Raw genomic sequence first — 11,996 nt, forward strand, 5'->3', positions numbered from 1 at the left:
TATGCCGGTCACGGACCCCGGGTATGCCGGTCACGGACCCCGGGTATGCCGGTCACGGACCCCGGGTATGCCGGTCACGGACCCCGGGTATTGAGAGCCGGCCTCGACCACGGCCTCGGCCGAAGGACCGGCTCACTCCCGGAACCACCCGGCCACGGGGCGTCGACGACGGTCGGAGGTCAGCGGTTGGGGCGCAGGGTCCAGGCGACGGTCATCTGCGACACCAGCGTGCCGTCGGCGGTCTTGATGTCGACGGCGACGTCGAACTCGGGGCGCTCGCCGGCGTCCAGCTTGGCCACGACCTCCTCGCGCGACGCCTGCAGGCGGGCCTCGGCGACGACCTCGCCCATCGCGAGCTTCACGTAGCGGATCGCCGCGTTCGCGGCCAGCGGGGTCGCCCGCGACAGCTGGTCGCCGAAGGTCGCCAGCATCGCCGCGCCCGAGGCGGACTCGGCCAGGGTGAACAGCGCCCCGGCGTGCGGGCCGCCCACGTGGTTGTGCAGGTCGGCGCGGTCGGGCATGCGGCAGACCGCGGTGCCCGGCTCCACCTTCTCGAAGGAGATGTCCAGCGTCCGCGCGAACGGCACGCTCTGCAGCATGAAAGCACCCACGTCAAAGGTCATGCCCCAGATGCTACTCGCCAGTAACACGGGTTCCAACGGTGATCGCGGTCATTCCCGGCCGGCCATCGGGCGGGACGCCGTCTTCCGCGGTTTGCCCACCGCTCTCCTATAACCGGCCACTGACGCGATAGCGTTTCCCCCCGTGACCGGTTACAACGACGACCTCCGCCTCGCGCACGTCATGGCCGACGCCGCCGACGATCTGACCATGCGCCGGTTCAAGGCGGTGGACCTGCGCGTCGAGACCAAGCCCGACCTCACCCCGGTCAGCGACGCCGACCGGGCCGTGGAGGAGTCGATCCGCGGGACCCTCCGCCGCGCCCGGCCCCGCGACGCCGTCATCGGCGAGGAGTTCGGCGAGACCGGCTACGGCGCGCGCTCGTGGATCATCGACCCGATCGACGGCACCAAGAACTACGTGCGCGGCGTCCCGGTGTGGGCCACCCTCATCGCACTGATGGACCGCGGCCGTGTCGTCGTCGGCCTGGTCTCCGCTCCGGCCCTGGGCCGCCGCTGGTGGGCCGCCCGCGAGACCGGCGCCTGGACCGGCAGGAGCCTGTCCAAGGCCACCCGATGCCAGGTCTCCTCCGTCACCCGCCTGGAGGACGCCTCCTTCTCCTACTCCAGCCTCGGCGGCTGGGAGGAGGCCGGGAAGCTCGACAGCTTCCTCGACCTGAACCGGGCCGTCTGGCGCAGCCGCGCCTACGGCGACTTCTGGTCCCACATGATGGTGGCCGAGGGCGCGGTGGACCTGTCGGCCGAACCCGAGCTCTCCCCCTGGGACATCGCGGCCCTGACCGTGATCGTCGAGGAGGCCGGCGGCATCTGGACCGACCTGTCCGGCGTGCCGGGGCTCGACGGGGGCAGCCTGATCTGCAGCAACGGCGCCCTGCACAACGAGGCCCTCAAGCGGCTCGGCGACGGCCCGCTGACCCTGCCCGTCTAAAGGCCCCTCAAGGCCCCGCCCGAGGGCCCACGAAGTCTTTCCGAGGCCCCCTCAAGACCCCCTCAAGGTCTGTCCGAGCGCCCGCCCGAGGGCCTGTCTGAGCACCCGCCCCCGGAAGCGCCTTCGGGTTACGCGCGTGCCGGAGTGTCGTAAAAAATAGACATACATCTATAAACTTCACAAAAGTCACCCCAGCCGGGGAAAGACGCAGGAATGACGAGACGTCAGGCTTCAGCGTCGCCCGCAGACCGGCCACCCGGTTCCCGCCTCGGGCGGTTCGTCCCGCAGTGGACCGTGAGCCGGCTGCTCACCCTCGGCTACGCGATCGCCTTCGGCGCGCTCACCCTGATCGGCGCCAGCGCCTTCCTGCGCATCGGCACCCTGCTGCAGGAACGCGCCGCAGTCGAGCACTCCTACCAGGTCATCAACCTCACCAAAGACCTCAACAACCTGCTCAAGGACACCGAGCGCAGCCAGCGCGGCTTCGTCCTCACCGGAGAGGAGCGCTATCTCGAGCCCTACAGACGCGCCCTCCCCGCCATCGACAGCACCATCGACCGGCTGCGCCGGATGACCGCCGACAATCCCCGCCAGCAGGAGGCCGTCACCCGGCTCGAGGAACCCGTCGACGACAAGCTCGCCGAGCTGGCCGAGACGATCTGGCTGCGCCGGGATCAGGGGTTCGAGGAGGCCAGAGCGGTCGTCCTGACCGATCGCGGGGCATGGAGCATGACCGAGGCGGAGTCCGTGCTGATGGAAATGATCAAGGAGGAGGAGCGCCTGCTGGAGCTGCGCCAGCGCAACAGCGACGAGAGCGCCGCCGACACCCGCGACTTCATCCTGTGGGGATCCCTGCTGGCGGCCCTGCTGGTCGCCGCGGGCGCGTGGTGGGCCACGCGCAAGGTGACCGTCCCCCTGCAGAAGGTGGCGGCCGACGCCGACCGGGTCACCTCCGGCGACCTCACGCCCCCCGCCCCGGTGTCGGGGCCGAAGGAAGTGGTCACCATGGCCAGGGCCGTGGAGACCTCGGTGCAGACCATCGCGCGAGCCAGGGACGAGGCCCTGGCCGCGAACGCGGCCAAGTCCGCCTTCCTGGCGACCATGAGCCACGAGATCCGTACCCCCATGAACGCCGTCATCGGGATGACCGACCTGCTGCTGGACACCCGCCTGGACACCGAGCAGCGTGAGCTCGCCGAGACCGTCCGCGACAGCGGCGAGGCGCTGCTCGTCATCATCAACGACATCCTGGACTTCTCCAAGATCGAAGCCGGCGAGCTGGAGCTGGACCACCAGCCGTTCAACGTCAGGGAGTGCATGGAGAGCGCGCTCGCCCTGGTGGCCATCGGCGCCGCAGAAAAAGGGCTCGAACTCGTCGGGGACTTCGAGCCGGGCAGCCCGGAGGTGCTGCGCGGCGACGTCACCCGGCTCCGGCAGGTGCTGGTGAACCTGCTCAGCAACGCCGTGAAGTTCACCGCGGAGGGCGAGGTCGTGGCGACCATGAGCGCCCGCCCGCTGTCCGACCGCCAGGACGGCTCCGTCCGCCTCCAGGTGGCCGTCAGGGACACCGGGATCGGCATCCCCGCCGACCGCATGGACCGGCTGTTCCGCTCGTTCAGCCAGGTGGACTCCTCCACCACGCGGCTGTACGGCGGCACCGGCCTCGGTCTGGCGATCAGCCGGAGACTCGCCCGCGCCATGGGCGGTGACCTGGAGGTCGCCAGCGAGGTCGGCGTCGGGTCCACCTTCACGATGACCGTGGTGCTGGAGGGCTGCGACGCCTGTGAGCTTCCCCAGGCCGCGGCCGAGACCGCCATGGTGGCGCTCACCGGCAGATCCGCGCTGATCGTGGACGACAACGCCACCAACCGGCGTGTCCTGGGCCTGCAGCTCACCGGCTGGGGGATGACCTGCGTCGACGTCGGCGCGCCGGTCAAGGCCGTCGAACTGGTCGCCTCCGGCAACACCTACGACGTGGCGATCCTGGACATGCACATGCCGGAGATGGACGGCGAGCAGCTCGCCGGCGTCCTGCGCCGCCTGCCCGGGGGCCAGGACATGCCCATCGTGCTGCTGACGAGCGTGCAGTGGCGCCTGGGGCCCGGCCGGGACGCGCTGTTCGACGCCGTGCTCACCAAGCCGGTCCGCAGCGCCGTCCTGCGGGAGAAGCTGGCGACCGTGATGGCCGGTAAGGGCTCCGGGACGCGGGAGAGCGGCGCCCGGCCGGAGCGCGGGCAGGAAGGCGGCGACCGCCCGGAGCGGGCACGAGAGGACGATCGCCGGCCTGGGCGGGCACGAGACGGCGACGACCGGCGCCCTGATCGGGCGCGGGACGGCGACGACCGGCGGGCGGCGGGACCCGGGCGCGGCCGGTCCGGCCTCCCCGACCGGACCGCCGGGCACGACGGCCTGCGGATCCTCCTCGCCGAGGACAACGAGGTCAACCAGCGGGTCGCCCAGCTCACCCTGGCCAAGTCCGGATACCGCGTCGACACGGTCTCCAACGGCGTGGAAGCGGTCGAGGCGGTACGGCGGACGCCGTACGACGTGATCCTCATGGACATGCACATGCCGGTGATGGACGGGCTGGAGGCGACGCGGCGGATCCGCAGCGAGCCCCTGGCGGCGCAGCCGTACATCGTCGCGCTGACCGCCAGCGTCCTCGACCAGGACCGGGAGGCCTGCCGCGAGGCCGGGATGAACGACTATCTCGCCAAACCGGTACGTGCTCCCGACCTGAACGCGATCCTGGGGAAACTGGCTCGTGAGCCGGGACGGGGAACGCCGCCGCCGGAACCAGATCCTGAACCGGAACCGGAACCGGAACCGGAACCGGAACCGGAGCCGGAACCGGAGCCGGAACAGGCGCGGGCGCCGCGGCAGAGGCCTGAGCCGCGCCGGCGGGGCGCCGATGGAGTCTCCGGCGCCGGAGAACCCTCCTCCCGCGAGGCCGGCATCCGCGACCGCCTGGAGGAGCTCGCCGGACCGGACGCCATGGACGAGGAGCGCGCCATCGTCGGCCGAATGATCACCTCGTTCCGGGAGCACGTCCCCGACCTCGCCGACGGCCTCAGGAACGCCGTCCGCCGCGGCGACGCCGGGGAGGTGGAACGCCGCGCGCACACCCTGCGGGGCACGGCCGCCAACCTCGGCGCCACGGCGCTGGCGGCCCTGTGCGAGGAACTGGAGCGCCAGGGGGAGACCGGCGACCTGGCGGCCGCGACGGAGACGGCCGAACGGGTGCTGCGAGAGCTCGACCTGGTACGTGAGGTCCTCGGCCCCGTCTCCGCCGACCTCGGCAGGTGAACGCCCGGCCGACTGCGGGGCGGCCGATCCCCCCATCGGGCGACCGGTAGGTGAACAGCACACCTGCTCGTGGATCGCGGAGGTCCTCCCCCGGCTTCCGGGCGCTCCGCGCGACCCCTCGGAGCGGGGATCCGCAACCCCCTTCTGTCACGTTCCAGACACGCAAAGCCGCATGTGACAGCGGTGATCATGCCGTTCGGTGCGGCATTCACACGAACATGCCCACTCTTCCGGCTCCGGTCATGGCTTGTTTCATTTCCGTTCACTTTGGCCCGATTGCATCAGGGTCATCGAGAACGGATCTCACGACGGAGAAGGAACATACCGTGACCAGTGGACAGCGCCGCCTCAGCGCGGTTGCGACGGCCGCGCTCGTCGTCTCGCTCGCGGCGGCCTGCGGCGGCGACGCCAAGCCCGGCAGCAGTGAAAGCACCTCTTCTGCCGCCGCCTCCGCCGGGTCCGAAGGCGGTCAGCTGAGCGGCGAGATCAAGGTGGACGGCTCCAGCACCGTCGCCCCCCTCACCCAGGCCGCGGCCGAGCTGTTCGGCGAGGAGCAGGCGCAGGTGAAGATCCCGGTCGGCACCTCCGGAACCGGTGGCGGTTTCGAGAAGTTCTGTGCCGGCGAGACCGACATCTCCAACGCCTCCCGCCCGATCAAGGACGAGGAGAAGGCGGCCTGCGAGGCCAAGGGCATCAAGTTCACCGAGCTCACGGTGGCCACCGACGCCCTGACCGTGGTGGTCCCCAAGGAGAACGACTGGGCCACCTGCCTGACCACCGACCAGCTCAAGAAGATGTGGGAGCCGGCGGCCGAGGGCAAGGTCAAGACCTGGAAGGACGTCGACGCCAAGTTCCCCGCCGAGGAGCTCAAGCTCTACGGTCCGGGCACCGACTCCGGCACGTTCGACTACTTCACCGACGAGATCAACGGTGAGGAGGGCGCGAGCCGCAAGGACTACAGCCCCTCCGAGAACGACAACGACATCGTCACCGGTGTCGCGGGCGCCAAGGGCGGCCTGGGCTACTTCGGCTTCACCTACTTCGAGGAGAACGCCGACAAGCTGAAGGCCGTCGAGATCGACTCCGGCAACGGCTGCACCGCCCCGAGCGTCGAGGCCGCCCAGAACGGCACCTACACCCCGCTCGCCCGCCCGCTGTTCGTCTACGTGTCGGCCACCGCGGCCAAGCGGCCCGAGGTCTCGGCCTTCCTCGACTACTACGCGACCAACATCAGCACCATCGCCAAGGACGCGAAGTACATCCCGCTCAACTCCGAGCAGGAGGCCAAGCTCAAGGCGGACATCACGACCCTGAAGAGCCAGGGCTGATGTCGGCACAGCACCTCAAGACCGCGTCAGGGGCCTCCCGGTCCCTGGCGCGGTCGCGCCCGCGTTACGGAGAGTTCGCCGTCAAGACGATCCTCCTCATGGCCGCCATGGTGTCGATCGCCACCACGGTCGGCATCGTCGCGGCCCTGCTGGAGCCGACCATCGAGTTCTTCGGCGAGGTCAGCCTCGGCGAGTTCTTCGGCTCCACCACCTGGGGACCGCTGTTCAACCCGCCGTCGTTCGGCGTGTGGCCGGTCATCGTGGCGACCGTCGAGATCACGCTGATCGCGATCATCGTCGCCGTGCCGCTCGGCCTGGCCGCCGCGATCTACCTGTCGGAGTACGCCACCCCGCGCGTCCGCAAGACCTTCAAGCCGGTGCTGGAGGTCCTGGCGGGCGTGCCCACCGTGGTCTTCGGCTTCTTCGCCCTCACCTTCGTCACCCCGGTGCTGCAGGACGTCTTCCCGTTCCTGGAGCTGGAGGCCAAGAACGCGCTCAGCGCCGGCCTCCTCGTCGGTGTGATGATCATCCCGATCGTCGCGTCGCTGTCGGAGGACTCGATGGCCGCGGTCCCCAACGGCCTGCGCGAGGGCTCCTACGCGCTGGGCGCCTCCAAGATGCTCACCTCGGTACGGGTGGTCGTCCCGGCGGCGTTCTCCGGCATCGTCGCCGCCATCATCCTGGCCATCTCCCGGGCCGCGGGCGAGACGATGATCGTCGCGATCGCGGGCGGCTTCAAGTCCGTCTTCACGCTCTACCCGGGTGACGAGATGGCCACCATGGCGGCCTTCATCGCCCAGGCGGGATCCGGCGACGCGTCGGTCGGCTCGATCGCCTACAAGACCATCTTCGCGGTCGGTTCGCTTCTGTTCATCATGACCTTCGCCATGAACTACGTCAGCGCCCGCCTGGTCCAGAAGTATCGCGAGGTCTACGACTGATGGCCATCCTGTCCACGCCCCGCTCCGCCGTACAGCTCGCGAGCAAGGGACGCCCGCTCAAGGAGCACCTGTTCCGCATCGCGCTGATGGCCAGCCTGGCGATCGCGCTCGTCTTCCTCGCCCTGCTGATCGTGTACGTGGTGGAGGAGGGCTGGCCCCGGCTCGACTCCACGCTGTGGGAGAACCAGCCCTCGATCCGCCGCCCGGAGACCGCCGGCATCCAGTCCGGCATCTTCGGCACCCTGTGGATCATCGGTCTGACCGCGCTCATGGCACTGCCCACCGGGATCCTGGCCGCGATCTACCTTGAGGAGTACGCGGACAGGACCAAGTGGTACAACCGGCTGCTGGAGCTGAACATCTCCAACCTCGCCGCGGTGCCCTCGATCGTCTACGGCATCCTCGGCCTGGGCATCATCGCCCGCTGGATGGCGTTCGGCTTCACCATCATGACCGGCGCGATCACCATCTCGCTGCTGGTGCTGCCCATCGTGATCATCTCCGCCCGGGAGGCCATCCGCGCGGTGCCCCCGTCGATCCGCGAGGGTTCGCTGGCGCTGGGGGCGACCCAGTGGCAGACGATCTACCGCCAGGTGCTCCCGGCCTCGATCCCCGGTATCGCGACCGGCTCGATCCTGGCACTCTCCCGCGCGATCGGTGAGGCCGCGCCCTTCCTGATGCTCGGCGCCGCGACGCTGGTCCGGTTCAACCCGGAAGGCGTCTGGAGCAGCTTCAGCGTGCTGCCCCTGCAGATCTACAGCTTCATCAGCCGTCCCCAGGAGGAGTTCGCCATCCTCGCCGCGGCGGCGATCGTGGTCCTGCTGGCGATCCTGCTGCTCATGAACTCCGTCGCCATCTGGCTCCGTAACCGCTACCAGAAGCGCTGGTGAGGAACGTAATGACCGACCCCCGCAATCTCACGCCGACCACCACCGGAACGGCTCAGATTGGACTTTCCGTGCCGAACGTAACCGTGCGCGGCCCCGAAGTGCCCCGCAACATCGAAGCCCTCGACCCGGTCTTCACCGTCTCCGGTCTCAGCGTCTTCTACGGCGACTACGAGGCGGTGCGGGGGGTCGACATGACCATCGGCAACCGTGAGATCACGGCCATGATCGGCCCGTCGGGTTGCGGCAAGAGCACCGTGCTGCGCTGCTTCAACCGGATGAACGACCTCATCCCGGGCGCCCGCGCGGCCGGCAAGATCCTCTACCACGACGAGGACCTGTACGGCGACCACGTCGACCCGATCGAGGTCCGCCGCCGGATCGGCATGGTCTTCCAGAAGCCCAATCCCTTCCCCAAGTCGATCTACGACAACATCGCCTACGGCCCCCGGGTCAACGGCGTGAAGGGGAAGATGGACGACATCGTCGAGGAGGCGCTCACCAAGGCCGCCCTGTGGGACGAGGTCAAGGACAAGATCAAGCAGAACGCCCTGTCCCTGTCCGGCGGTCAGCAGCAGCGTCTGTGCATCGCCCGGGCGATCGCGGTGAAGCCCGACGTGATCCTGATGGACGAGCCCTGCTCGGCCCTGGACCCGATCGCGACCACCAAGATCGAGGACCTGATGCAGGAGCTGTCGCGTGACTACACGATCGTCATCGTCACGCACAACATGCAGCAGGCCGCCCGCGTCTCCGACCGCACCGCCTTCTTCACCGCCGAGGTGGACTCGGCCGGCGTACGGCACGGCCGCCTGGTGGAGTTCGACGAGACCAGCCGCATCTTCACCAACCCGAGCGACAAGCGAACCGAGGACTACATCACCGGCCGTTTCGGCTGAGATCGAGGTTTCCGTCCTCACGAACCCCACACATTCCTACTTGGAGGATCCGGGTGATCCAGCCGCAGACGGCACCCGAAGTGGACGGGGAAACACGGACGGCGCCCAGGCTGCTGGTCGCCGATCCGGAGTCCGCCCTGGTCGAGGAGCTCGCTGTGATCCTCGAACGCGAGGGGGTGGAGGTCATGGGCGTCGGCGACGGCGCCCAGGCCCTGTTGCAGGCCGGGGCGCTGCAGCCTGACGTCGTGCTCGTCAGCGCCTCGCTGCCGGTCATCGGCGCCGTGGAGTTCATCCGCGCCGTACGGCTGACTCGTGCGGTGCCCGTCCTGCTCGGCGTAGGCGAGGGCCATGCCGAGCAGGCCGTCCAGGCGCTCTCCGCCGGGGCCACCGCCTGCGTGGCCCGGCCGTACCGGGTGCCCGAGCTCCTGCCGCTCGTGCAGGCCGCGATCGCCGGCGACTCGGGGGCTCGCCGGACGCTCGTGGTCGGCAACGTCGAGCTCGACGTCAACGCCTACCAGGTCAAGGTGGACGGCCGGATCGTCCACCTCCCGCTGCGCGAGTTCGAGCTGCTGCACTATCTGATGCGCAACGCGCACCGCACGGTCACCCGCGAGCAGATCATGCGGAACGTGTGGAACTCCACCGGCGCCGCCTCGACCAACACGATCGCGGTGCACGTCAAGCGCCTGCGCGCCCGCCTCGGCGACAGCGACGACCAGCTCATCCAGACCGTGCGCGGCGTGGGATACCGCCTGGTGGGCTCCTCCTGACGAGGTCTCTCCGGCCGGGCTCCACACGGGCTCCGGCCGGTCAAGGTTTTCCGATGGCCCCGGCCGGCGCCTCCCAGCCGGCCGGGGCCGCTCCATGAACGGCGAACGAGAATCCGTACGTGAAATCCGGTGAAAAGGATCTCGTTAATACCCTGAAAGGGTCGCACGACATACCATTGCCGGAAGCATTGGTCACCGGCGACGAATGGGACTTCATCCCCAAAGGAGCGCCACGAGCCTTTGACCGAAACCTGGCCTGACTGCGTTGAATCGGCGGCCTCGGATACGACATTGTTATTCGCGACGACGAGCAGTCAGCCGATAACGGCTAACAGCTGGAGTCTCCAGAAGTTCCCCGTTTCGTTTCATGGAGGAAGCATCATGATCCGTCGTATTCTCGCCGGCGTCGCCATCGCAGGTTTCCTGGGTGCCGCGGGCATGGCCACCGCCGCCGCCGCCTCGGCCGACAACTGGGACAAGCCCGGCACCACCTACGTCGAGAACCACGAGAACAACGTTCTCAACGACCTCATCGACCTCGCCCTCCTTGGCTTCATCGAGAACGACTGACACGTCTCTCCGAGGAACGGCGACACGCGTTCCGGCACACTGCCGAACTGCGTCGTCCGGGAACCGATTCGTGTAGGCGCTTTTCCAGTGAATGGAACAAGGCATAACACGAATCGGCCATGAGGCAAAAAAAAGCCCCTGGTGTGAGTGTTGGTCGGCCGACGACTCACACACCAGGGGCTTCTCGCTGTGCCTGTACTTCTCAGGCCGCTTTTACCTGTACTTCTCAGGCCGAATCTGACGTTATCCGGAGAATCGCCTCATCGTCGCAATCCTCCCAGAAGCTTCCGACCACGTCTTCCAGGTGCTCGAGCGAGTCCGCCCGGAATAGCACATCCTGATATTTCGTGATGTCGTACTGGGTGGTGCCCATCGCGACGATGTCCAGCGGACGGATGTCCATCCCCCGGAACTCCTCGATCTCCCCGTAGGAGGACAGGATGCCGGCGCCGTACGCCCGCAGCTCCCCCTGGTCGGTCATCACGCCGAACTCCAGCGTGAACCAGAAGATCTTGGAGATGAACTCCAGCGCCTCCTCGCTCTCCACCCGCCGCGCCGCGCTCCCCGCCAGCCGGTAGAGACGCGCGTAACGGTCGGAGGCCAGGGCGTTGGCGTGCCCGATCACCTCGTGGATCACGTCCGGCTCGGGCGTGTAGAGCGGCGTGGAGTGGTGACGGATGTACTGCGTCGAGTAGAAGAGCCCGTCAGCCAGGACCCCGTAGAAGTCGCGCAGCGGCACCAGGCCGGCCGCGGGGAGATACCGGAAGCCGGTCAGGGGCTCCAGCAGGTCGCCGACCTCCTGCAGCTGCGGGATGCGCTCGGCGGGCAGCCTGAGACGCTCGGCCGCCTGCTGATACTCGGCGGTCGCATACTTGCGGTGCTTGACCGCCAGCTCCCGGCTGACGATGGCCCACACCTCGTGTTCCTGTTCGGTGTACTCGGCCGTCGGGATCGGCGTGCCGGGCACGTACCCGACGGCGAGAGCCGCGATGGCGTTGCGGCGCGCCCGGTAGACGGGGTCGGCGAAACCGGGGTGACTCGCAGCGAGCTCGACCTCGACCGTGCCGTCGTCACGGGTCGCCACCGGCGCGAAGTACTGTGCTTCCTCGAACATGTATGAGATGACAGCAATTTCCCGTTTCGCTGGCAAGAGCGGGCAGTACGGCTAGGCGAATCGTCCAAGATCGTATGGTTGGATCTATTCTCGACTGGTCGAATCGCCTAGTCTGAGGACGTGCCCGTCGACGAGCTGGACAGCCGCCTCCTGGTGACCATGCGCGCCCATCCGCGCATCGGCCTGACCGAACTCGCGCGCCTGCTCGGCGTGGCCCGCGGCACCGTGCAGGCCCGTGTCGAGAAACTCACCGCCCGGGGCGTCATCGCCGACTTCGGCCCGACCGTCACCCCCGAGGGCGTCGGCTACCCGATCCTTGCCTTCGTCTCCCTGCAGATCGCCCAGGGCCGGCTGGCCGAGGCCGTCCAGGCCCTGGAGGCACTTCCCGAGATCCTGGAGGTGTACGGCACCAGCGGCCAGGCCGACCTGCTCTGCCGCGTGGTGGCCCGCAGCACCCCCGATCTCCAGGAGATCATCGCCCGCATCCTCACCTCCCCGGCAGTCCAGCGCACCGACACCACGATCGCCCTGTCCGTCCAGGTGCCGTACCGGATCGAGCCCCTGCTGCGCACCGCCCCGAGCCGTGAACCCGAGCCGTGAACCCGAACCGAC

At 68.7% G+C, this 11,996-nt stretch carries 11 protein-coding genes; 9 read left to right on the forward strand and 2 right to left on the reverse strand.

Annotation, left to right across the window (positions count from 1 at the left end):
- Positions 1-179: 179 nt before the first annotated feature.
- The gene (locus tag Psi01_RS33740) at positions 180-623 is read right to left on the reverse strand and encodes a DUF4442 domain-containing protein (RefSeq protein ID WP_204068202.1); all 444 of its coding nucleotides are present in this window, start codon (positions 621-623) and stop codon (positions 180-182) included.
- Positions 624-765: 142 nt separating this feature from the next.
- Here Psi01_RS33740 and hisN point away from each other — a divergent pair, with 142 nt between their 5' ends.
- From hisN to Psi01_RS33780, 8 genes are all read left to right on the forward strand, one after another.
- Positions 766-1,569 (forward strand): histidinol-phosphatase, encoded by an 804-nt coding sequence (hisN, locus tag Psi01_RS33745; protein ID WP_204068203.1) that lies wholly within the window; start codon positions 766-768, stop codon positions 1,567-1,569.
- A 294-nt stretch (positions 1,570-1,863) separates the two neighbouring features.
- Positions 1,864-4,875 carry a hybrid sensor histidine kinase/response regulator gene (locus tag Psi01_RS33750; protein ID WP_204068204.1) on the forward strand — a complete coding sequence of 1,004 codons (3,012 nt, stop codon included), beginning with the start codon at positions 1,864-1,866 and terminating at the stop codon, positions 4,873-4,875.
- Positions 4,876-5,201: 326 nt separating this feature from the next.
- Positions 5,202-6,203, forward strand: coding sequence for a PstS family phosphate ABC transporter substrate-binding protein (locus Psi01_RS33755; protein ID WP_204068205.1), 1,002 nt, complete (start codon positions 5,202-5,204; stop codon positions 6,201-6,203).
- Positions 6,203-7,144, forward strand: coding sequence for a phosphate ABC transporter permease subunit PstC (gene pstC / locus Psi01_RS33760; RefSeq protein WP_204068206.1), 942 nt, complete (start codon positions 6,203-6,205; stop codon positions 7,142-7,144). The genes Psi01_RS33755 and pstC overlap by 1 nt, the downstream gene beginning before the upstream one ends.
- Positions 7,144-8,034, forward strand: a complete 891-nt coding sequence (pstA, locus tag Psi01_RS33765) for a phosphate ABC transporter permease PstA (protein WP_204068207.1) — start codon at positions 7,144-7,146, stop codon at positions 8,032-8,034. The genes pstC and pstA overlap by 1 nt, the downstream gene beginning before the upstream one ends.
- An 8-nt stretch (positions 8,035-8,042) precedes the next feature.
- Positions 8,043-8,930: a phosphate ABC transporter ATP-binding protein PstB gene (gene pstB, locus Psi01_RS33770; RefSeq protein WP_204068212.1), complete on the forward strand. Its 888-nt coding sequence runs from the start codon at positions 8,043-8,045 to the stop codon at positions 8,928-8,930.
- A 53-nt stretch (positions 8,931-8,983) separates the two neighbouring features.
- The gene (locus Psi01_RS33775) at positions 8,984-9,700 is read left to right on the forward strand and encodes a response regulator transcription factor (RefSeq protein ID WP_204068208.1); all 717 of its coding nucleotides are present in this window, start codon (positions 8,984-8,986) and stop codon (positions 9,698-9,700) included.
- A gap of 381 nt (positions 9,701-10,081) precedes the next feature.
- On the forward strand, positions 10,082-10,270 hold the full coding sequence (locus tag Psi01_RS33780) for a hypothetical protein (RefSeq protein ID WP_204068209.1): 189 nt from the start codon (positions 10,082-10,084) through the stop codon (positions 10,268-10,270).
- Between the two features lie 226 nt (positions 10,271-10,496).
- Here Psi01_RS33780 and Psi01_RS33785 read toward each other — a convergent pair whose 3' ends face one another.
- Entirely contained in the window at positions 10,497-11,384 is an 888-nt protein-coding gene (locus Psi01_RS33785; protein ID WP_204068210.1) for a phenylalanine 4-monooxygenase, read from the reverse strand.
- A 120-nt stretch (positions 11,385-11,504) separates the two neighbouring features.
- Here Psi01_RS33785 and Psi01_RS33790 point away from each other — a divergent pair, with 120 nt between their 5' ends.
- Entirely contained in the window at positions 11,505-11,984 is a 480-nt protein-coding gene (locus Psi01_RS33790) for an Lrp/AsnC family transcriptional regulator (RefSeq protein WP_204068211.1), read from the forward strand.
- Positions 11,985-11,996: the final 12 nt, after the last annotated feature.

Source organism: Paraplanobispora siamensis (assembly GCF_016863175.1).
In the GTDB taxonomy this organism is placed as follows: Bacteria; Actinomycetota; Actinomycetes; order Streptosporangiales; family Streptosporangiaceae; genus Planobispora; species Planobispora siamensis.

What these genes read in the sequence shown, in the direction of transcription:
- pstA (WP_204068207.1), top strand. Translation starts at nt 7,144, where the DNA reads ATGGCCATCCTGTCCACGCCCCGCTCCGCCGTACAGCTCGCGAGCAAG.
- Psi01_RS33780 (WP_204068209.1), top strand. Translation starts at nt 10,082, where the DNA reads ATGATCCGTCGTATTCTCGCCGGCGTCGCCATCGCAGGTTTCCTGGGT.
- pstB (WP_204068212.1), top strand. Translation starts at nt 8,043, where the DNA reads ATGACCGACCCCCGCAATCTCACGCCGACCACCACCGGAACGGCTCAG.
- Psi01_RS33785 (WP_204068210.1), bottom strand. Translation starts at nt 11,384, where the DNA reads ATGTTCGAGGAAGCACAGTACTTCGCGCCGGTGGCGACCCGTGACGAC.
- Psi01_RS33740 (WP_204068202.1), bottom strand. Translation starts at nt 623, where the DNA reads ATGACCTTTGACGTGGGTGCTTTCATGCTGCAGAGCGTGCCGTTCGCG.
- pstC (WP_204068206.1), top strand. Translation starts at nt 6,203, where the DNA reads ATGTCGGCACAGCACCTCAAGACCGCGTCAGGGGCCTCCCGGTCCCTG.